At 71.5% G+C, this 19,063-nt stretch carries 21 protein-coding genes, 1 tRNA gene and 1 pseudogene; 8 read left to right on the top strand and 15 right to left on the bottom strand.

Translation table 11 applies throughout. The features are described 5' to 3' along the window. A partial coding sequence (locus JUB10_RS12985; RefSeq protein WP_207457351.1) for an EAL domain-containing protein occupies positions 1 to 350 on the top strand: 350 nt, incomplete at its 5' end. A gap of 89 nt (positions 351 to 439) precedes the next feature. Next, the gene (locus tag JUB10_RS12980) at positions 440 to 865 is read left to right on the top strand and encodes a MarR family winged helix-turn-helix transcriptional regulator (RefSeq protein WP_207457349.1); all 426 of its coding nucleotides are present in this window, start codon (positions 440 to 442) and stop codon (positions 863 to 865) included. 58 nt (positions 866 to 923) lie between these two features. Here the strand turns inward: JUB10_RS12980 and JUB10_RS12975 are convergent. Then, positions 924 to 999: transfer RNA gene (locus tag JUB10_RS12975), tRNA-Ala, on the bottom strand. A gap of 140 nt (positions 1,000 to 1,139) precedes the next feature. On the opposite strand from JUB10_RS12975, the gene JUB10_RS12970 reads away from it, so the two are divergent. Then, positions 1,140 to 1,913, top strand: coding sequence for a VOC family protein (locus tag JUB10_RS12970; RefSeq protein ID WP_207457347.1), 774 nt, complete (start codon positions 1,140 to 1,142; stop codon positions 1,911 to 1,913). A gap of 34 nt (positions 1,914 to 1,947) precedes the next feature. Further along, the gene (locus tag JUB10_RS12965) at positions 1,948 to 2,565 is read left to right on the top strand and encodes an antibiotic biosynthesis monooxygenase (protein ID WP_207457345.1); all 618 of its coding nucleotides are present in this window, start codon (positions 1,948 to 1,950) and stop codon (positions 2,563 to 2,565) included. 10 nt (positions 2,566 to 2,575) lie between these two features. Here JUB10_RS12965 and JUB10_RS12960 read toward each other — a convergent pair whose 3' ends face one another. The 13 genes from JUB10_RS12960 to rplU all read right to left on the bottom strand — a co-directional run bounded on the left by JUB10_RS12960 (position 2,576) and on the right by rplU (position 13,673). Next, positions 2,576 to 3,412, bottom strand: a complete 837-nt coding sequence (locus JUB10_RS12960; RefSeq protein WP_207457344.1) for a MetQ/NlpA family ABC transporter substrate-binding protein — start codon at positions 3,410 to 3,412, stop codon at positions 2,576 to 2,578. A gap of 73 nt (positions 3,413 to 3,485) precedes the next feature. Next, complete coding sequence (locus tag JUB10_RS12955; protein WP_307859226.1) at positions 3,486 to 4,292, bottom strand: methionine ABC transporter permease; 807 nt, start codon at positions 4,290 to 4,292, stop codon at positions 3,486 to 3,488. Beyond that, positions 4,289 to 5,293, bottom strand: a complete 1,005-nt coding sequence (locus tag JUB10_RS12950) for a methionine ABC transporter ATP-binding protein (RefSeq protein WP_207457342.1) — start codon at positions 5,291 to 5,293, stop codon at positions 4,289 to 4,291. Before JUB10_RS12950 ends, JUB10_RS12955 begins: the two co-directional genes overlap by 4 nt. Positions 5,294 to 5,419: 126 nt before the next feature. Next, the gene (locus tag JUB10_RS12945) at positions 5,420 to 5,719 is read right to left on the bottom strand and encodes a TFIIB-type zinc ribbon-containing protein (protein ID WP_207457340.1); all 300 of its coding nucleotides are present in this window, start codon (positions 5,717 to 5,719) and stop codon (positions 5,420 to 5,422) included. A gap of 45 nt (positions 5,720 to 5,764) precedes the next feature. Then, a complete protein-coding gene (gene rsfS, locus JUB10_RS12940) occupies positions 5,765 to 6,142 on the bottom strand; it encodes a ribosome silencing factor (RefSeq protein WP_207457338.1) in 378 nt (125 codons plus the stop codon). Between the two features lie 13 nt (positions 6,143 to 6,155). Continuing rightward, positions 6,156 to 8,198 (bottom strand): hypothetical protein, encoded by a 2,043-nt coding sequence (locus JUB10_RS12935; protein WP_207457336.1) that lies wholly within the window; start codon positions 8,196 to 8,198, stop codon positions 6,156 to 6,158. Between the two features lie 58 nt (positions 8,199 to 8,256). Further along, the gene (gene nadD, locus JUB10_RS12930; RefSeq protein ID WP_307859225.1) at positions 8,257 to 8,877 is read right to left on the bottom strand and encodes a nicotinate-nucleotide adenylyltransferase; all 621 of its coding nucleotides are present in this window, start codon (positions 8,875 to 8,877) and stop codon (positions 8,257 to 8,259) included. A gap of 15 nt (positions 8,878 to 8,892) precedes the next feature. Beyond that, entirely contained in the window at positions 8,893 to 9,081 is a 189-nt protein-coding gene (locus tag JUB10_RS12925; RefSeq protein WP_207457335.1) for a hypothetical protein, read from the bottom strand. Between the two features lie 38 nt (positions 9,082 to 9,119). Next, positions 9,120 to 10,388 (bottom strand): glutamate-5-semialdehyde dehydrogenase, encoded by a 1,269-nt coding sequence (locus JUB10_RS12920; RefSeq protein WP_207457333.1) that lies wholly within the window; start codon positions 10,386 to 10,388, stop codon positions 9,120 to 9,122. Positions 10,389 to 10,604: 216 nt separating this feature from the next. Then, on the bottom strand, positions 10,605 to 11,390 hold the full coding sequence (gene proB, locus JUB10_RS12915; protein WP_207457379.1) for a glutamate 5-kinase: 786 nt from the start codon (positions 11,388 to 11,390) through the stop codon (positions 10,605 to 10,607). 22 nt (positions 11,391 to 11,412) lie between these two features. Then, a complete protein-coding gene (gene obgE, locus JUB10_RS12910) occupies positions 11,413 to 12,948 on the bottom strand; it encodes a GTPase ObgE (protein WP_207457331.1) in 1,536 nt (511 codons plus the stop codon). A gap of 147 nt (positions 12,949 to 13,095) precedes the next feature. After that, positions 13,096 to 13,350: a 50S ribosomal protein L27 gene (gene rpmA / locus JUB10_RS12905; RefSeq protein ID WP_207457329.1), complete on the bottom strand. Its 255-nt coding sequence runs from the start codon at positions 13,348 to 13,350 to the stop codon at positions 13,096 to 13,098. Between the two features lie 14 nt (positions 13,351 to 13,364). Further along, positions 13,365 to 13,673 carry a 50S ribosomal protein L21 gene (gene rplU / locus JUB10_RS12900; RefSeq protein WP_207457328.1) on the bottom strand — a complete coding sequence of 103 codons (309 nt, stop codon included), beginning with the start codon at positions 13,671 to 13,673 and terminating at the stop codon, positions 13,365 to 13,367. Between the two features lie 130 nt (positions 13,674 to 13,803). On the opposite strand from rplU, the gene JUB10_RS12895 reads away from it, so the two are divergent. Continuing rightward, entirely contained in the window at positions 13,804 to 14,076 is a 273-nt protein-coding gene (locus tag JUB10_RS12895) for a DUF4031 domain-containing protein (RefSeq protein ID WP_207457327.1), read from the top strand. 66 nt (positions 14,077 to 14,142) lie between these two features. Here the strand turns inward: JUB10_RS12895 and JUB10_RS12890 are convergent, their stop codons facing one another. Beyond that, positions 14,143 to 17,055, bottom strand: coding sequence for an Rne/Rng family ribonuclease (locus JUB10_RS12890; protein WP_242682576.1), 2,913 nt, complete (start codon positions 17,053 to 17,055; stop codon positions 14,143 to 14,145). A 303-nt stretch (positions 17,056 to 17,358) separates the two neighbouring features. Between JUB10_RS12890 and JUB10_RS12885 the strand changes: the two genes are divergently transcribed. From JUB10_RS12885 to JUB10_RS12880, 3 genes and pseudogenes are all read left to right on the top strand, one after another. Continuing rightward, positions 17,359 to 17,961 carry a vitamin K epoxide reductase family protein gene (locus tag JUB10_RS12885; RefSeq protein ID WP_207457326.1) on the top strand — a complete coding sequence of 201 codons (603 nt, stop codon included), beginning with the start codon at positions 17,359 to 17,361 and terminating at the stop codon, positions 17,959 to 17,961. 194 nt (positions 17,962 to 18,155) lie between these two features. Continuing rightward, positions 18,156 to 18,278 (top strand): annotated as a pseudogene (locus tag JUB10_RS15145) (type IV toxin-antitoxin system AbiEi family antitoxin domain-containing protein); the annotation flags it as partial. 6 nt (positions 18,279 to 18,284) lie between these two features. Then, complete coding sequence (locus JUB10_RS12880) at positions 18,285 to 19,061, top strand: endonuclease domain-containing protein (protein WP_242682575.1); 777 nt, start codon at positions 18,285 to 18,287, stop codon at positions 19,059 to 19,061. Positions 19,062 to 19,063: the final 2 nt, after the last annotated feature.

Genomic DNA, 19,063 nt, shown 5'->3' with positions numbered 1-19,063 from the left:
CGGTCGACGGGGCGCGGGAGCTCCTCGCGTCGCTCGTCGAGCACGGCTTCGGCGTCTCGATCGACGACTTCGGCACCGGGCACGCCGACGCGGCGCTGCTCGAGGTCGTCCCCGCGACCGAGATCAAGATCGACCGTTCGCTCATGCAGCAGGACGACCCGGCGGATGCCGCGGCGGCCGCCGCCCTCGCACACGAGCGCGGGCTCCGTCTCGTCGCCGAGGGCGTCGCGACGCTGCAGCAGTGGCGGCTCGCGAGCGACCTCGGCTGCGACCGGGTGCAGGGCTTCCTCGTGGCGGAGGCACTGACACCCACCCGCATGCTGCAGGTGCTCACCGCGCGGCGACGGTGACCCGCGGTCGGGACGTCGCGCCGCGACCTCTATCGTGGACAGGACTACGTGAGGGCATCCGCCCGCGTGAAGCAGACAGGAAGCACCGCATGGGCCCAGAAGCCGATCTCCTCCGAGCCCTCCGTGACTACGCCGCCGCCGCGCGGGAAGCGTCGCTCGAGGGACTCGTGGAGCTGAAGCTCAGCGAGACGGACCTCAAGGCCATGCGGTTCCTGCTCGCACGCCCCGGCGCCCTCGCCCGCGACGTCGCTCAGCAGCTGCAGGTGTCGTCGGCGACCACGACGGTGCTCGTCGACCGGCTCGAGCGGCGCGGTCTGCTGCGGCGCGAGCCCTCCGCGAAGGACCGGCGCGCGGTACACCTCTACCCCACCGTGACCGCCGAGGAGGAGCCCTGGTCGTCGCTCGACCGCTTCGACCGGCAGGCCGGCGAGGTCGCCGCACGCTGGAGCCCGCAGGAGATCGAGAAGGCCACCGAGATCATCACGGCGATGTACCGCGAGGCCGCCAGGGGCTGAGCCGTTCACCCCGTTAACGCGAGAAGGCGGTCCGTTCGGACCGCCTTCTTCGTCGTGATGGTGGATCTGAGGGGACTCGAACCCCTGACCCCCTGCATGCCATGCAGGTGCGCTACCAGCTGCGCCACAGACCCGGGCTGCTCCGTAAGAAGCAACTAGACGAGGTTACTACATCCTGAGGGGTGGTGATGACCATCGCGCCCTGGTGGCCGTCGCGGTGGCGGCGTAGCGTCGCCCGTACAGCCGAGAACAGACGCTAGCGAAAGGCGCGACGATGCCCTCTCCCACCTCCTTCGCCGACGGGACGCCGATCTGGGTCGACCTCGCGAGTTCGAGTCCCGCCGACGCCCGCGCCTTCTACGAGGGCGTCTTCGGCTGGAGCTCCGACGTCTCCGGCGAGGAGTACGGCGGCTACGTCATGTTCTCCTCCGGCGAGTCCGTCGTCGCGGGGCTCGGCACGAACCGCGACCCCGACAGCGCGCCGGACGCCTGGATGATCTACCTCGCCTCGAAAGACCTCGACCGGACGGCGGCCGCGATCGGCAACTCCCACGGCCAGGTGATCGTCGAGCCCATGGACATCCCGCAGATGGGACGGATGCTGGTGGCGGTCGATGCCACGGGCGCCGTGTTCGGAGTCTGGCAGCCGACGGGAATGAACGGCTTCGACGTGGTCGGGGAGGACAACGCGCCGGCGTGGTTCGAGCTCCTCACGACCGACTACAAGACGGCGATCGGCTTCTACACTCGGGCGTTCGGGGTGGTCACCGAGATCATGGGCGACGACGACGACTTCCGGTACTCGCAGATCCTCGACGGCGACGCCGAGGTCGCCGGCATCATGGACGCGAGCCGCTTCCTGCCCGAGGGCGTTCCGTCGCACTGGTCGGTCTACTTCCAGGTCGAGGACACCGACGCCACGATCGAGCGCGTCACGAGGCTCGGCGGTCGCGTCGTGCAGCCCGCCGAGAACACCCCCTACGGCCGGCTCGCCACGGTCACGGACACCACGGGCGCCCAGTTCAAGCTCATCGCCGACGTGGAGTGACGGGAGCGGCCCCACCAGCGGCCAGACTGGGGGCATGGCTCAGCCGATCACGGTCTCGATCACCCGCACCGTCAGCCCCGACCGGTCGAAGGAGGTCGCCGCGTGGGCGCGCGCCGGTCAGGATCTGCTGAGCGCGACTCCGGGCTACCTCGGCTCCGGATGGATCCGGCCCGACCCGGCCTCCACCGAGTGGCACATGCTCTACCGCTTCGCCGACGCGGCGAGCCTCGAGGCGTGGGAACGGTCGCCCGAGCGGGCGTGGTGGATCGCGAGCGCGCACGGCCTCGTCGAAGACGCCCGCGCCGAGCGGCGCACGGGCATCGAGGGCTGGTTCGACGAACCGGCATCCGTCGAGGTGGTCGCGGCGACACCGCCCGCTCCCCCGCGCTGGAAGCAGATGGTCGCGATCTTCCTCGCGTTCTATCCGCTCAGCCTGCTCGCGCAGGCGCTGCTCGTGCCCCTCGTGGCCGATCAGCCGCTCGCACTGCGGGTGCTCCTCGTCATCGTCGTCGTGATGCCGATCATGACCTACCTCGCGCTCCCGGGCGTCACGCGGGCGCTTCGGCCGTGGCTGCTCGGGCGGCCGGCAACGACGAGAGGGGCGGATGCCGCGCGGCGACGTGCGCCACGGGACATCCGCCCCTCCGAGTGAGCCGGTCGGCCTAGCCCTCTGCGGGCACGACGAGCCCGCCCCAGGTCTCCTCCTCGAACTCGGCGACCTCGTCGGAGAGCAGCAGCTCGTAGAGCTTCTGCACGCGCGGGTCGTCCTCGAGCTCGGGCGTGGTGGCGAGCACGTTGTAGTACGAGCTGTCCGACCCCTCGACGAGGATCGCCTGCTCGGCGGTGAGGCCGGCGGGCAGGGCGAAGGCGATCGTCACGAAGGCGGTGTCGACGTCGGCGACGGCCTGCGCGAGCGAGGCGTTCTCGATCTCCTCGAACTGGAAGTCGTTCGGGTTCGCCGTGATGTCGTCGAGCGTGGTCGGCTCGTCGGTGGTCTCGATCAGGCCCTCGGCGGCGAGGATCTTGAGCGCGCGGCCCTCGTTCGTCGGGTCGTTCGGGATGGCGATCGTGGCGCCGTCCTCGAGCTCGTCGAGGTCGTCGATCTTGTCGCTGTAGAACGCGGCGGTGGGCAGGTACGCCTCGCCGACGCTCAGCAGGTCGCTGCCGGTCTGCTCGTTGAAGTTCTTCAGGAACGTCGTGTTCTGGAACAGGTTCGCGTCGATCGACCCGTCGACGAGCGCGCTGTTCGGGGTGTTGTAGTCGGTGAACTCGACGAACTCGATCGTGAGTCCCTCGTCCTCGGCGAGCTCGTCCTGGATGAAGTTCAGGATGTCGCCCGCGGGCGTCGCGAGCGCGCCCACCTTGATCGTGCCGAGGCCCTCGCCCTCGGTTCCGCCGGCGGCGGTGGAGCCCCCGGCGCAGCCGGTGAGGCCCAGGGTGAGGACGGCGGCGGCAGCCGCGGCACCAGCAAGGCGCTTGCTGCTCTTCGTTGCGAACATGTCGTTCTGCTTTCTCTCGGTGAGTGGGGCGGCGCCGGCCTGATGCTGACTCGGACGGCGCGTGGGGAGGGGTCTAGCGTCTGCTGCCGCCGGGCAGGAGCCCGTCGTCGACGGCGGAGACGAGCTCGCGGGCGGCATCCGCCTCGTCGCCTCTCGTGCGGCCGCGCGAGTCGAAGCTGCGGCGGGCGAAGCGGCGCGCGAGCCGGGTCGCGATCGTCTGCAGCACCATCACGATGAGGAAGACGATGACGATGACCGCGATGATGTGGGTCACGCTGTAGCGGTTGTAGCCGTAGCGGATGGCGACGTCGCCGAGGCCGCCGCCCGCGACGACACCGACCATCGCGGAGAAGTTGATGATCGACGTGACGGTCGTCGAGAGGCCGAGCATCATGGCGGGCAGCGCCTCCGGCACGAGCACCTTGCTGACGAGCTGCCAGCGGGTCGCGCCGAGGGAGTCGGCGGCCTCGATCAGCCCGGCGTCGACCTCCTTGATCGCGATCTCGACCATGCGGGCGAAGAACGGGATCGCGACGGTGGCGAGCGGCACGATCGCCGCGGTCGACCCGATGAACGTGCCGACGATGAGCCGGGTGACGGGAATGAGCGCGATCATCAGGATGATGAACGGCACGCTGCGACCGAGGTTGACGAGGAAGTCGAGCACCCGGTTGATCACGACGCCGGCCCGGCGCGAGCCGAAGGGCGCCTCGAGGAAGCCGCCGCGCTCGGTGCCGACGAGCACGACGCCGAGCGGCAGCCCGACGAGCACGGTGACGAGCAGCGCGACGCCGACCATGTAGAGCGTCTCACCGGTGGCCTCGACGAGCACCTCGGCGAGGTCGCTCCAGAAGCCGGGGGCGGTCGGGTCGTTGTTCACGCGCGCACTCCCTCGCTCGGCTGCGAGACGACCTCGACGAGCAGGCCCTGCCCCCGGAGGTCGGCGATCGCCGCGTCGATCTGGTCGCCCGTGCCGGGGATCTCCAGCCGCGTGCGCCCCGCCTGGTTGCCGGCGATCGTCTCGATCGCCGCGCCGAGGATCGACACGTCGAGCCCGTGCTGCCGGGCGAGCGTCGCGATGACGGGCCGGTCGGCACTGCCGCCCGAGAACGTGATGTCGACGACGGTTCCGGATGTCTCGGGCACCGGGCCGAGCGGGAACAGGTCGCGCGCGAGGCGGGAGCCCGGTGCGCGGATCAGGTCGACGAGGCCGCCCTGCTCGACGAGGCGGCCGCCCTCGATGAGCGCCGCAGAGTCGCAGACGGTCTTCACGACGTCCATCTCGTGCGTGATGAGCAGCACGGTGAGCCCGAGCTCGCGGTTCACCGTGCGCAGCAGCTCGAGGATCGAGCGGGTGGTCTCGGGGTCGAGGGCGCTGGTCGCCTCGTCGGAGAGCAGCACCTTCGGGCGGCCGGCGAGGGCGCGGGCGATGCCGACGCGCTGCTTCTGGCCGCCGGAGAGCTGCGCAGGGTAGCTCTCCGCGCGATCGGCCAGACCGACCAGGTCGAGGATCTCGAGGGCACGCCGACGCCGCTCGTCGCGGGCGACGCCCGTGAGTTCGAGCGCGAGCTCGACGTTGCCGGCGACGGTGCGGCTCGCCAGCAGGTTGAAGTGCTGGAAGACCATGCCGATCTCGTGGCGGGCCTGGCGCAGCTCGTTCGACGAGAGCCCGGTGAGGTCACGCCCGTCGACGCGCACGACGCCAGAATCGGGACGCTCGAGCAGGTTGACCGTGCGGATGAGCGTCGACTTGCCGGCGCCGCTGCGCCCGACGACACCGAAGATCTCCCCCTGGCGCACCTCGAGCGAGACGTCGTCGAGGGCGCGGACGGCGCGGGGGCCCGCGCCGAACGTCTTCGAGACGTGCTCCAGCGAGATCATCGGTGTCCTGTGTTCCGGGGAAGGGATGATCGCGGCGTCGGCGGCGCGTCGGGACTACAGAATCTACCGAGTGTGGGGGCGCGTTACGGTTTGTGTCTCGCCGGGCTCGACCGGCGAGCCCGGCGCTCAGCCGAAGAGCTCGCCGAGCCAGTGCTCCTTCTTCTTGCGCCGGTAGCCGGAGTCGCCCCGGTGCTCGTCGTAGCGGAAGCCCTCGTCCCGGTAGCCGTAGGAGTCCTGGCCGAAGCCCGAGGGCTGCTGGCGGGACTCCGGCTGGCTCGAGGGATAGGAGTCGCCGTTCGCCCGCTCGATGATCTTGTCGAGCTCACCGCGGTCGAGCCACACGCCCCGGCACTCGGGGCAGTAGTCGATCTCGATTCCGCTGCGCTCGCTCATCACGAGCGTGGTCTGATCGTTGGGACACTTCATGCCGCAAGGCAAGCAGCCCGAGATCGGAGTACTCCGAGAGGAGCCTCAGTCGCCCTGCTGAGCGGCCGCCTGCTCGAGCGGGATCGCCGGGCAGTCGCGCCACAGCCGCTCGAGCGAGTAGTACATGCGGTCCTCCTCGTGGAAGACGTGCACGACGAGGTCGCCGAAGTCGAGCAGGACCCAGCGGCCCTCGGCACGGCCCTCGCGGCGCAGCGCCTTGACCCCGGCCTCGAGCAGCTTGTCCTCGATCTCCTCCGCGATCGCGACGACGTTCCGCTCGTTGCGCCCGGAGGCGAGCAGGAAGACGTCGGTCAGCGGCAGCGGGTCGGAGACGTCGAGGGCGACGAGGTCGAGCGCGGACTTGCTGTCGGCAGCCTCCGCCGCGATGCGGAGGAGCTGCTGGGCGTGCTCAGAAGCAGTCACGGATTCCTTGCGATCAGAAGACGCCGGTCGTCCAACCGGCGATGAAGAGCCCGACGACCGAGGCGGCCATCACGGCGGCGGAGCCCGCGAGCACCAGCGGAAGCCGGCTGCCCTTGGGTCGCTTGGCCGAGATCACGCCACGCGTCGAGGTGTTGCTGGAGATGGCGCGCACGGCGCGGACGGGGGCGGCGTCGGTGACGGCCTGCTCTCGGTCGCCCGGGTCGACGATGTGGTCGATCTCGCTGTCGAGACGCTCGGGGATGCTGCCCGTGGTCGCGAGCCCCGGCGGCAGGTCGAACGAGCCGGTGATGAGGATCTCGCCGGTCGCGGCGACGGGCGCCGTGACATCCGCGCTGGGGATCGAGGGCAGCACGAGGGCGTTCGACGCGATCGCGCCGCTGCCCTGGCCGATGATGCGCGAGATGTTCTCGCGCGGCTGGGTCATCTCGTCGATGTCCGACTGGATCGACCAGTGGCCCTTCGGCGGGGTGAACGGAGCCGGAGTGTCGAAGCGCGCCGTGGGGGTGGGCTCCTCGGCGACCTGCTCCTGCTCCGCGGCGGGCTGCTCCTCGCTCGGGCGCTCCTCGGCGGGGGCGTCGGCGAAGAGGCCGGCGACCGACACGGGCTCGGCCGAGGCGGGGCTTGTACCGGCACGGGTGATGAAGTCGAACTCGGCGAACCGGTCGGCCTTCGAGGCCTGCTCGTCGGCGACATCGGCGCTCAGCGCGGCGAAGAGGTCGTTCGCGCTCGGCACCGGACGGCGCTCGGGCTCCTCCGGCTCGACCAGCGGGGCGGGGGCGACGCGCGCCTCGGCCTCGCGGCGGGCACGCTCGGCGGCCTGACGCTCGACGGCGCGGGCGCGCTCCTCGGCCTCGCGCTCGGCGGCCTCGCGGTCGGCGCGCACGTCGAACAGCTCGGTCGCGGGGCCGGCGGCCTGCGCGATCGCAGCGGCCTCGGCGGCGTGACGCTCGGCCTCGAGCCGCTGCTGCTCGGCGCGCTCCTCGAGGGCGCGCTGCTCCGCGGCGCGGTGCTCGGCCTCGGCCTTCTCCGCCTCGCGGCGGGCGACCTCGAGTTGCTCGGCCTCGGCGCGCTGGGACTCGCGGCGGACCTCCTCGACGCGGGCGAGCTCGGCGCGCTCGGCCTCGGCGCGGTCGGCCTTCTTGGCCTGCGAGGCGAAGAGCCCGAACAGGCGGGCGGTCTTCGACTCGGGCTCGACGGGAGCCGCGGGCTCCTCGACGGCGTCCTGCGGCTCGGCGTCGGGCTCGGTGGTCTCCGGCTCGGCGGCACGGGCGTCCTGGCTCGGCTCGTCGACGGGCGTGGCGGGGTCGACGACCGGCGCGAACAGGGCCTCGATCGAGGGCGACGGCGCGTCCACGGCGGGCTGCTCGGAGTCATCCGACTGGTCGCCCTTGACGGCGGGCACCTCGACGACGGAGGCCACGGGCGGCTCGGCCTCGTCGGCCTTCGGCTCGGGCAGGGCGGGCTTCAGCAGCCCCTGCGCCTCGAGGGCGCGGAGCTCGCGCCGCGTCATGGTGCGGTGCTCGGTCGGCTCGGCGGGCTTCGGCGCGCGCTGAGCGGTCTGGTAGTCGAGCTGGCCCTCGTTCTCGCCGGGCGCGACGTGCGCGCCCCAGGTGGGCACGGTGCCGATCGGCGCGGGCGGCGGGGTGAAGACCGGCTGGGCGCGACGGGCCTCGGGGCTGAAGTCGCGGAAGCGATAGTTCGGGGCGTCCTGCGTGGGCAGCGCCTCGGTCGGCGGCAACTCGGAGCCGTCGGCGGCGTCGCCGGCCTCAGCCGGGGCCACCCGGTTCTGGGTGACGTAGTTCAGGGGCTCGCCGCTCTCGGTGGTGCGGTCGGGCTCGGCCGGCTGCGCACGGCGACCGGTGGGGGCGGGAGCGTCGGCGGGCTGCTCTCCCTGCTGCGCACGCTCGCGGAGCGCACGGCGGCTCAGCACGCCGTCGGTGGGAGCGGGCGCGAACGACGGGGCGGCGTCCTCGAACGTGGCGCCCTGCTGCTGCGGTTCGTCGGTCGACTGTTCCGGCAGGTCAGCACGCCCCATCTCACGAGCGGCCCGCCGGCTGCGCGGCGGCTGCTGATCTTGCCAAACAGTCATTCGCTCACTTCCGATACAGGTGGTGCTTGGAGATGTACTGGACCACGCCATCCGGGACCAAGTACCAGACGGGGAAACCCCGACTCACCCTGGAGCGGCAATCCGTCGACGAGATCGCCAGCGCAGGGACTTCAAGCAAGGATACGTCGTGCTCAGGCAATCCAGAAACATTGAGCCGGTGCCCAGGACGCGTCACGGCGACGAAATGCGCGAGCGACCAGAGCTCCGACACGTCCTTCCAGCTGAGGATCTGGGCGACCGCATCGGCACCCGAGATGAAGAACAGCTCGGCATCCGGACGGATCTTGCGGATGTCGCGGAGGGTGTCGATCGTGTACGTCGGCCCCTCGCGGTCGATGTCCACGCGGCTGACCGTGAAGCGCGGATTGGAGGCCGTCGCGACGACGGTCATGAGGTAGCGGTGCTCGCTCGCGGTGACGTTCGGCTTCATCCACGGCTCACCCGTGGGCACGAAGATCACCTCGTCGAGATCGAAGTGCTGCGCGACCTCACTTGCCGCGACCAGGTGGCCGTGGTGGATCGGGTCGAACGTGCCACCCATGATCCCGACGCGGGGACGCGTCGGCCTGCCGGCCTCGGACGCGCGGTCGGAGAAGGCGACCACGTGGCTACCCGTGGCCTAGTGGTGACCGCTGTTGGCGCCGGGCCGGTTCGGGTGGCGGTTGGCGACGTTGCGGTAGCTCCAGGTCACGAGACCGAGCAGCACGAAGGCCGCGGCGGCTCCGCCGGCGATGATGAAGCCGAGGGCTCCGGCGCCTTCGTGGCCGGACTCGGCGGCACCGGCGGCCAGGGTGATCAGGGTCGACATGCTTTTCTCCTCCTCGGGCCTGTCAAGCGTACCCGGCGTCAGCCGCGCACCTGACCGGAGCCGCGCACGATCCACTTCGTGCTCGTCAGCTCGGGCAGTCCCATCGGGCCGCGGGCGTGCAGCTTCTGCGTCGAGATGCCGACCTCGGCCCCGAAGCCGAACTCGCCGCCGTCGGTGAAGCGCGTGGAGGCGTTGACCATGACGACCGCGGAATCGACGCGGGCGAGGAACCGCTCCGCGTTCGCGAGGTCGTTCGTGATGATCGACTCGGTGTGGTGCGTCGACCAGCGGCCGATGTGCTCGATCGCGGCGTCGAGGTCGTCGACCACGGCGACGGAGAGGTCGAGGGTGCCGTACTCGGTGGCCCAGTCCTCGTCGGTCGCGGGGACGCTGTCGGGGTAGATGGCCCGGGCACGCTCGTCGGCGTGGATCGTGACGCCGTCGGCGCGCAGGGCGTCGAGCACGGGCGGCAGCAGCCGCTCGGCGGCGGCGCGGTGCACGAGCACGGTCTCGACGGCGTTGCACACGCTCGGGCGCTGCACCTTCGCGTTGCGCACGATGTCCACGGCCCATTGCTCGTCCGCCGACTCGTCGAGCACGATGTGCACGACTCCGGCGCCGGTCTCGATCACGGGCACGGTGCTCTCGCGCACGACGGTCTCGATGAGCGAGGCGCTCCCCCGCGGCACGAGCACGTCGACGAGACCACGCGCGTGCATGAGCTCGCGGGCGCCCTCGCGGCCGAAGTCGTCGATCGTCTGCACGAGGTCGCGGGGCAGCCCGACGGACGCGACGGCCTCCTGCAGCAGCTCGACCAGCACGGCGTTCGTGCGGGCGGCCGCGCTGCCGCCGCGCAGCACGACGGCGTTGCCGCTCTTCAGCGCGAGCGAGGCGATGTCGATCGTGACGTTCGGACGCGCCTCGTAGATCGCGCCCACGACGCCGAAGGGCACGCGCACCTCGGTGAGCTGCAGCCCGTTGGGCAGCGTCTTGCCGCGCACGTTCTCGCCGACCGGGTCGGCGAGCGAGGCGATCTGCCGCACGGCATCCGCGAGGGCGGCGAGGCGCTTCTCGTCGAGGCGCAGGCGGTCCTGCAGCGACGTGCTCAGCCCGTTCTCGCGGCCGTTGGCGAGGTCGAGCTCGTTCGCCGGCAGGATGCGCGGCGCGGATGCCTCGACGGCGCGCGCCACGGCCTCGAGGGCCGCGTTCTTGAGGTCGGCGGTCGCCGTGGCGAGGGCGGCGGACGCGGCCTTCGCAGCGGTGAGCCGGTCGACGAGCGAGGGGGCGTCGAGCACGGTGTCGGACATGCACGAAATCGTACTCGCGGGCGGCAGCCGGTCGCCGACCTCCCGACGGTCACGATTCGGCGTGCGGCTGCCAGATCGGAATGACCCCGCCCAGCCGGTCCTGCAGCGGGATGTCACTTCCGGTGGGTCCGAGGAGGGCTCGGGCACCGCACCTGACATCTCGGGAGGCGGGAAGGCCGCGCGGGAGGCGCCGCTACTCGGCCGCCGGGACCGCGCTCAGCGCCCGCGCGCCTCGAACCAGGTGCCGGTGGCCGCGCCCGAGAGGGCGTCGCCCACGTGCTCGGTCGAGGCGAGGAGCACCGGCACTCCGGCATCCGCCGCGTACTTGGCCGCCGCGACCTTGGTGCTCGCTCCCCCGGTGCCGACGCCGGCCGCGCCGATCGAGCCGATGACGACGCCGGAGAGGTCGTCGCCCGCGGGGACCGTCTCGATGAGGCGCGCGCCCGGCTCGTGCGGCGGCCGCGTGTAGAGGCCGTCGACGTCGCTGAGGAGCACGAGCAGGTCGGCCCGCACGAGGCGCGCGACGAGGGCCGCGAGGTGGTCGTTGTCGCCGAAGCGGATCTCCTGCGTCGCGACGGTGTCGTTCTCGTTGACGATCGGCAGGATGCGCAGGGTCAGCAGTCGCTCCATGGCGCGGGCCGCGTTGCTGCGGTGGGTCGGGTTCTCGAGGTCGCCGGCGGTGAGCAGCACCTGTCCGGCGACGATCCCGAAGCGGTTGAGGCTCGCCTGGTAGCGGTGGATCAGCAGGCTCTGCCCCACCGCGGCGGCCGCCTGCTGGGTCGCGAGGTCGGTCGGCCGCGCCGAGAGCTTGAGGTGCGGGATGCCGGTGGCGATCGCGCCGGAGCTCACGAGCACGACCTCGGTGCCGTCGCCGTGCCGCGCGGCGAGGGCCTCGACGAGCGGGACGATCTGACCGGCCCGCTCGCCGCTGATGGACGAGGAGCCGACCTTGACGACGATGCGCCGGGCGCGCGGGATGTCCTCGCGGGCGGCGGGGATCACCGTCGGGATCGGTCCGGTCACGTCACTCCTCGTCGTCGGCGACGGGTACGTCGTCCCCGTCGAAGTCGTCGTACAGGCCGGCCTCGCGCTCGCGGCGCAGCTGCTCGCGCGCCTCGGCCTTGGCATCCATCCGCTCGAAGTAGCGCTCACGACGCTGCTCGCGGGTGAGCCGGTCGGAGGCGTCGATGCGGGCGTCGGAGCCACGCGGGCTCGTCACGAGCTCGGCGGTCGAGGTGAGCGTCGGCTCCCAGTCGAAGACGATGCCGTCGCCCTCGCCGATGACGACGGTCGACCCGGCGACGGCGCCGGACTTGAACAGCTCGTCCTCGACGCCGAGCTTCGCGAGCCGGTCGGCGAGGAAGCCGATGGCCTCGTCGTTCGTGAAGTCGGTCTGCTGCACCCAGCGTTCGGGCTTCGCTCCGAGAATGCGGTAGACGTTGCCGCCAGAGCCGCCCTCGACGCGAATGGTGAACTCGGACTCGTTGACCGCCTTCGGGCGCAGCACGATGCGCGGGGCCGGCGGCGCGTCGATGCGCGCCTGACGGTCGGCCTCGACGAGCTCGGCGAGGGCGAAGGTCAGCTCCCGCAGACCGCGGCGCGCGACGGCGGAGATCTCGAAGACGCGGTAGCCGCGCTCCTCGAGCTCGGGCCGCACGAGGTCGGCGAGCTCCTGCGCCTCGGGCACGTCGACCTTGTTGAGGGCGACGAGCTGCGGGCGCTCGAGCAGGGGCGTCTGCCCCTCCGGAACCGGGTAGGCGGCGAGCTCCTTCAGGATGACGTCGAGATCGCTCAGCGGGTCGCGGCCCGGGTCGAGCGTCGCGCAGTCGAGCACGTGCAGCAGGGCCGAGCACCGCTCGACGTGCCGGAGGAACTCGAGGCCGAGCCCGCGGCCCTCGCTCGCGCCCTCGATGAGACCGGGCACGTCGGCGACCGTGAAGCGCGACTGACCGGCCTCGACGACGCCGAGGTTGGGGTGCAGGGTCGTGAAGGGGTAGTCCGCGATCTTCGGCTTCGCCGCCGAGATCGCCGCGATGAGGCTCGACTTGCCCGCCGAGGGGAAGCCGACGAGCGCGACGTCCGCCACGGTCTTGAGCTCGAGCTCGACGTCGCCCTCCCAGCCGGGAGTGCCGAGCAGCGCGAAGCCGGGGGCCTTGCGCTTGGTCGTCGCGAGCGCGGCGTTGCCGAGCCCGCCCTGCCCGCCGGGGGCCACGACGAAGCGCATGCCGGGCTCGGTGAGGTCGACGAGCTCCTCGCCGTTCGGGTCCTTGACGACGGTGCCGACCGGCACCTCGAGCTCGAGGTCGGCGCCCTTGTGCCCGGCGCGGTGGTCGCCCATGCCGGGCCCGCCGTTCTCGCTGGCGCGGTGCGGGGCGCGGTGGAAATTGAGGAGTGTCGTGACCTGCGGCGAGCTCACGAGCACGATGTCGCCGCCGTGCCCGCCGTTGCCCCCGTCGGGGCCGGCGAGCGGCTTGAACTTCTCGCGGCGCACGGACACACAGCCGTTGCCGCCGTGACCTGCCCGGAGGTGCAGGGTCACCCGATCGACGAAGGTCGCCATCGCGTTCCCCTTCCTTGTTCGATGTGCGGATGCGCCGGATGCCTCGGAGCCGACGTCTCGATCGAGACTGTCAGCCCTGAGGCATCCGTCGCCTGAAAAAACAGCAAGAGGCGAGCCGAAGCCCGCCTCTTGCCGAGAAAACGCTGGTCAGACGCCGGCGACGATGTTGACGACCTTGCGGCCGCCCTTCGCACCGAACTCGACCGTGCCCGCCGAGAGGGCGAACAGGGTGTCGTCACCGCCACGGCCGACGTTGGCGCCGGGGTGGAAGTGGGTGCCGCGCTGGCGGACGATGATCTCGCCGGCCTTGACGACCTGGCCGCCGTAACGCTTGACGCCGAGGTACTGGGGGTTGGAGTCGCGGCCGTTGCGAGTGGAGCTCGCGCCCTTCTTGTGTGCCATTAGCTAGCCCTGCCCTACTTGATGCCGGTGATCTTGACGCGGGTGAGCTCCTGGCGGTGGCCCTGGCGCTTCTTGTACCCGGTCTTGTTCTTGAACTTCTGGATGACGATCTTCTTGCCGCGCTCGTTTCCGAGAACCTCGGCCGTCACCGTGACGTTGGCGAGGTCGGACGCAGCGTGCGTGACCTTGTCACCGTCGACGAGCAGCACGGGGGCGAGCTCGATGTTGCCGTTCTCATCGGCCGCGATGCGGTCGAGGACGACGATCGAGCCGACCTCGACCTTCTCCTGACGCCCGCCGGCGCGCACAACTGCGTAAACCACGTGATGATCCTTTGTCTTAGAGAGAGGAAGTCTCTGGCTCCTGGCGCGGACCCTGCCCTGCGCGAGCCAACGGTCAAGGGTACCCGACCGTTCGTGCCCGGTCAAACTTCTCCACGCCTAATGTGGATTCGTGACCGTGCTCGTGGACAAGCCTATCTGGCCCGCGCACGGGATGCTGTGGGCGCACCTCGTGAGCGACGAGTCGCTGGCCGAGCTGCACGCGTTCGCGGCATCCGTCGGCATCCCCCGTCGCGCGTTCGACCGCGACCACTACGACGTGCCCGAGGAGCGCATCCCCGAGCTCGTCGCCGCCGGGGCCGTCGCCGTCACCGGTCGGGAGCTCGTGCGGCGGCTGCAGGCGAGCGGGCTGCGGGTGTCGCAGCGAGAGCGTCGCGGCCTCTGACGCGGCCCGGGAACGACGAGAGGGGGCGGATGCCTCCCGGCACCCGCCCCCTCGTCGCTGCTGCTGTCAGTCGCCCGTGGTGACCGACGGGTCGCTCGCGCGGCCCGTGCTCGAGGCGCGCCGCGAGCCGCGTCCGCGGCCCTGGCCGGGCTGCTTCGGCTCGGGCAGGGCGTCGAGCACCGAGCCGAGGATCTGCTCGGCGTCCTGCGAGGAGATCCGGCGCTGCTGCGTGCGCGGGGCCGGCGCGACCGGGATGTCGAGGATCGCCACGGCCGCCTCCGCCGCGACGACGCTGACCTCCTCAGCGGAGGTCTCCGGCGCCGGCTGCTCGGCAGGCGAGGCCGGGGTGCGCGGCTCCGCGGCATCCGTGCGGTGCTCGTGCTCCGGGTGCACGGTGCTTGCGGCGATCTGCGAGAGGGCCTTGCGCACGTCCTCGGTGATCGCGTGCGTTCCGCCGTTCTTCACCGCCGGCTGCTGTTGTTGCTGCTGCTGGTGCTGCTGACCGCCGCCGTTGCCGTTGCCGTTGCCCTTGCCGCCGTTGCGGTTGCGGCGGGAGTTGCCCTGCTCGCCGGCGGGGGCACGGTGCTTGCTGACCGGGTCGTGGTGCACGATGAGGCCGCGGCCGGCGCAGGTCTCGCAGGGCTCGCTGAAGGACTCCAGCAGGCCGAGGCCGAGCTTCTTGCGGGTCATCTGCACGAGTCCGAGGCTCGTGACCTCGGCGACCTGGTGCTTCGTGCGGTCGCGGCTCAGGCACTCGACGAGGCGGCGCAGCACGAGGTCGCGGTTCTGCTCGAGCACCATGTCGATGAAGTCGACGACGATGATGCCGCCGATGTCGCGCAGGCGCAGCTGGCGGACGATCTCCTCCGCGGCCTCGAGGTTGTTCTTGGTGACGGTCTCCTCGAGGTTGCCGCCCGAGCCGACGAACTTGCCGGTGTTGACGTCGACGACCGTCATCGCCTCGGTGCGGTCGATCACGAGCGAGCCACCGGAGGGCAGCCACACCTTGCGCTCGAGCGCCTTCTCGATCTGCTCGGTGATGCGGTACTCGTCGAAGGGGTCGCCCTCGCCGTCGTACCGCTCGACGCGGTCGAGCAGGTCGGGCGCCACGGCCTTGAGGTAGCGCTCGATCGTCGACTGCGCGTCGTCGCCCGCGATCAGCAGCTTGCCGAAGTCCTCGTTGAAGACGTCGCGGATGATCTTGATCAGCAGGTCGGGCTCGGAGTGCAGCAGCGCCGGGGCCTGCTGCGTCTCGGTGAGGCGGCTGATCTCGGCCCACTGCGAGGTGAGGCGGTTGACGTCGAGCGTCAGCTGCTCCTCGGTCGCCCCCTCGGCCGCCGTGCGCACGATGACGCCGACGTTGTCGGGCAGCGCCTCCTTGAGGATCTTCTTCAGGCGGGCGCGCTCGGTGTCGGGCAGCTTGCGGCTGATGCCGTTCATCGAGCCGTTCGGCACGTACACGAGGTAGCGGCCGGGCAGCGAGATCTGGCTCGTGAGGCGGGCGCCCTTGTGGCCGACCGGGTCCTTCGTGACCTGGACGAGCACGGTGTCGCCGGGCTTCAGTGCGAGCTCGATGCGGCGGGGCTGGTTCTTGTTCTCGCCGTCGTTCGCGGCCTCCCAGTCGACCTCGCCGGAGTACAGCACGGCGTTGCGGCCGCGGCCGATGTCGACGAAGGCGGCCTCCATGCTGGGCAGCACGTTCTGCACGCGGCCGAGGTAGACGTTGCCGATGAGCGACGCCTCCTGCGACTTCGCGACGTAGTGCTCCACGAGCACGTCGTCCTCGAGCACGCCGATCTGGATGCGGCCGCCCTTCGAGCGCACGACCATCTTGCGGTCGACGCTCTCGCGGCGGGCGAGGAACTCGGCCTCGGTCACGACGGGGCGGCGGCGACCGGCGTCGCGGCCGTCGCGGCGGCGCTGCTTCTTCGCCTCGAGGCGGGTCGAGCCCTTCACGGCCTTCGGCTCGGTGATCTGCTCGGGCTGGCGCGGCTGGCGCACCTTGACGACCGTGTTCGGGTCGGTGTCGCCGTCGCGGAGCTCCTCGCCGCTGCGGCGGCGCGAGCGGCGGCGCACCGACTGCGCGGGCTCCTCCTCATCGCGCGGGCGCTCGTCGCGCTGGCGCTCGGGGCGTGCGGGCAGGGTCGGCAGCTCCGGCGGGGCGTGGAAGATCAGGTCGGTCGTGGACCGGGCGCGGATGACGACGGGCTCGGGCCTCTGCTCGGCCGCCTGCCCCTGGGGCTCGGTCTCCTCCTGCGGCACGTCGAGCGCGTCGCTCGCGGCACGCTCCGCCTGCACGCCGGACTCGACCGGACCCTCGGCGTCGATCTCGACCGGCGTCTCGACGGCGGCGGGGTTCACCTCGGGCTTCGCCTTCGAGCGGCGGTTGCGCGAACGCTTCGGCGCGGCCGCCGCGTCGAGCTCCTCGCCGCCCGGCTCGACCGACGCCTCGGCGTCGTCGTGCTTGGGGGCGTCGTGCTTGTGGGCGTCGTGGCGCTGCGGGGCCTCGGCGGCGGGCTCCTCGGCGGCGTCCGCCTGGCCGGCCTGCGGCGCGCCGGTTTGGGCCTCCCCTGCGTCACCCTGCGGCGCGTCGGCCTGCGGCTCCGCGCTCGGCGCGGGCTCCTCGGCGCCGGCCTGGGCGTCGAGCGTGTCGCTCTCGGCGCGGCGCTCGGTCGCCTCGTCCTGCTGCTCCGCGGAGGCCTGCGACTGCGCCTCGGCCCGGAAGGGCTCCGTCGCGACGCTGTCGAGCTCCGCCGCCGTGTCGGGGCGGGTCTCCCCCGCCTGCGCGGCGTCCGTGCGCGGCTGCTCGGGCTGAGCCCCGCTCACGGTCGTGCTCTCGGACTCGCTGGCTGTCGGAGGCACGGGTGCCGAGGCATCCGTTCCCGCGGGCTGCTGCTGGGTGGCATCCGGCTGCGGTGAGCGCGCCCTGCGCCCTCCGAAGATCCCCGTTCGCCTCTTCTTCTTGTCGTCTTCCACCATCGCTGGTGCACTCCTAGCCGGTGCTGGCGACCGCGCCACCCGCAACCGGGTACTCGAGCGGCGCGCCTCGCGCCGCCAATCCTCATCTGGTCCAGCCGGCTCGAGAGCTCTGGCTGTCGTGCACTCTCACTGCACTTCGGAACTGGCTATCCGACACTGAGCACTCCTGGTGCTCGTTTCGTGGCCCGGTACTGCCCGGAAAAGCCTTCGTTGGCGTTCTCCGGGCGCGGCCCGGGGAACTAGGAGTGATTATCGCACGCTCTCCCGATATTCGAGATTGCAGCCGTGCAATAATCCCCGACCGTGTCACAGGACGAACGGGAATCCGGCCGCGAAGTCGCCTTTCCGGTGTTCCTCGTCCTCGCCGGAGCGCTCGGTCTGCTCGGCGCGTTCGCGCTCACGGTCGAGAAGTTCGTGCTGCTGCAGAACCCGGATGCCACGCTCGGCTGCGACTTCAGTCTCGTCGTCCAGTGCGGCCGCAACCTCTCCTCGTGGCAGGGCTCGCTGTTCGGCTTCCCCAACCCCCTGATCGGCCTGATCGGCTTCACCGCGCCGGTCGTCGTCGGCGTGGCGATGCTCGCGAGTGCCCGCTTCGCGCGCTGGTTCTGGGCGCTGTTCACGGTGGGCGTCACGGGCGCGCTGGCCTTCGTGATCTGGCTGATCAGCCAGTCCATCTTCGTGCTCGGCACGCTCTGCCCGTGGTGCATGCTCGTCTGGGCGGTGACCATCCCGCTGTTCTGGGCGACCCTGCTGCGGTCGGTGTCGACGGAGGCGCTCCCCCTCGGAGCCGGCGCGCGCCGCGTGGCATCCGCCCTCTACGGCTGGGTGCCGCTCATCACGGTGCTGTCGTACGCGGTGGTCGCGGTGATCGCGCAGCTGCGGCTCGACGTGCTGTCGTACCTGTAGGGGCGCCGCCCACCTTCGCTGCTGCGGGCAACGAAGGAGAATCCGGCCTCCATGGTCGGAATCGGACCGGAATCACCGTTTTCTCCTTCGATAGCCGCACCCATCCCTCCTTCCCAGCGGTCGGCTCGGCTGACGGCTCCCCCGCCGGCTACAGGGCGCACAACCAACCACGCGATCGGCGGGATGCTCGCCGCATGATCGCCGCGGTCGTCGAAGCACGAGGTGGGTTTGCAACGGTCTCGGAACTCCGCGACGCGGGCGCGTCCGAGCGAGGGCTCTCCCGCGCGGTCGCTGAGGGAACCGTCAAACGTGTTCGCCGCGGCGTGTACTCGACGCGCGACGAGACGGATGCCGCGGTCGCGGCGGTCGCGCTGGGCTGTCGCCTCACGGGACTGACCGCCCTGCACGAGCTCGGCTGCTGGATGTGGCGGCCTGCCACTCGCCACTACGCGATCCACGCCCACGCTGACCGCCCTTCCGCTCTGCCCGAGGGCGTCACTCTCCACTGGGAGCAGCCGACGCAGCTCAGCGGCGGAACCGTCTGGGCCGTCTCGCTCGAGTCGGCCCTGCGCCGCGTCGCGATCGACGAGCCGGTCGAGTCGGCAGTCGCGGCCCTCGACTGGGCGCTGCATACCGGGCGCCTTCCGAGGTCGCGGGTGGTAGCGCTCCTGGCGACGCTTCCGCGGCCGAACGGCCTGACGGTGGCTGCTCTGGACGCGAGGTGCGAGAGCTTTCCCGAGAGCATCGTCCGGACGCGGCTGCGCGCGCTCGGGCATCACGTCACCTCGCAGCAGCCCGTGTCGCGGACTCGGCAGCGCATCGACCTCGTCGTGGACGGGGTGCTCGCCATCGAGGTGGACGGCCGCGAGTTCCACGAGAGCGAGTTCGAGCGCGACCGGCGGAAGGACGTGGCGATCGTGCGCGAGGGCCGGAGCGTGCTGAGGGTCAGCGCTGCGATGGTCGAGCACTGCTGGCCCGACGTCGAGGAGGCGGTGCGGGTGCTCGTCGACCGGCACCGCGGGGCATCCGGTGCCCTACGAAGGAGAATCCGCCGAATCAGGTCCGAACCCGACCGGAATTCGCGGATTCTCCTTCGTTAGCC

Source organism: Desertivibrio insolitus, from assembly GCF_017355965.1.
Classification (GTDB): domain Bacteria; phylum Actinomycetota; class Actinomycetes; order Actinomycetales; family Microbacteriaceae; genus JAFIQW01.
The sequence above is the reverse complement of the archived record's forward strand: the minus strand, read 5'-3'. Positions and strand labels throughout refer to the sequence as shown.

What these genes read in the sequence shown, in the direction of transcription:
- JUB10_RS12960 (WP_207457344.1), bottom strand. Translation starts at nt 3,412, where the DNA reads ATGTTCGCAACGAAGAGCAGCAAGCGCCTTGCTGGTGCCGCGGCTGCC.
- JUB10_RS12965 (WP_207457345.1), top strand. Translation starts at nt 1,948, where the DNA reads ATGGCTCAGCCGATCACGGTCTCGATCACCCGCACCGTCAGCCCCGAC.
- JUB10_RS12920 (WP_207457333.1), bottom strand. Translation starts at nt 10,388, where the DNA reads ATGTCCGACACCGTGCTCGACGCCCCCTCGCTCGTCGACCGGCTCACC.
- rpmA (WP_207457329.1), bottom strand. Translation starts at nt 13,350, where the DNA reads ATGGCACACAAGAAGGGCGCGAGCTCCACTCGCAACGGCCGCGACTCC.
- JUB10_RS12970 (WP_207457347.1), top strand. Translation starts at nt 1,140, where the DNA reads ATGCCCTCTCCCACCTCCTTCGCCGACGGGACGCCGATCTGGGTCGAC.
- JUB10_RS12935 (WP_207457336.1), bottom strand. Translation starts at nt 8,198, where the DNA reads ATGGGGCGTGCTGACCTGCCGGAACAGTCGACCGACGAACCGCAGCAG.
- JUB10_RS12950 (WP_207457342.1), bottom strand. Translation starts at nt 5,293, where the DNA reads ATGATCTCGCTGGAGCACGTCTCGAAGACGTTCGGCGCGGGCCCCCGC.
- JUB10_RS12980 (WP_207457349.1), top strand. Translation starts at nt 440, where the DNA reads ATGGGCCCAGAAGCCGATCTCCTCCGAGCCCTCCGTGACTACGCCGCC.
- JUB10_RS12890 (WP_242682576.1), bottom strand. Translation starts at nt 17,055, where the DNA reads ATGGTGGAAGACGACAAGAAGAAGAGGCGAACGGGGATCTTCGGAGGG.
- JUB10_RS12925 (WP_207457335.1), bottom strand. Translation starts at nt 9,081, where the DNA reads ATGTCGACCCTGATCACCCTGGCCGCCGGTGCCGCCGAGTCCGGCCAC.
- JUB10_RS12945 (WP_207457340.1), bottom strand. Translation starts at nt 5,719, where the DNA reads ATGAAGTGTCCCAACGATCAGACCACGCTCGTGATGAGCGAGCGCAGC.
- obgE (WP_207457331.1), bottom strand. Translation starts at nt 12,948, where the DNA reads ATGGCGACCTTCGTCGATCGGGTGACCCTGCACCTCCGGGCAGGTCAC.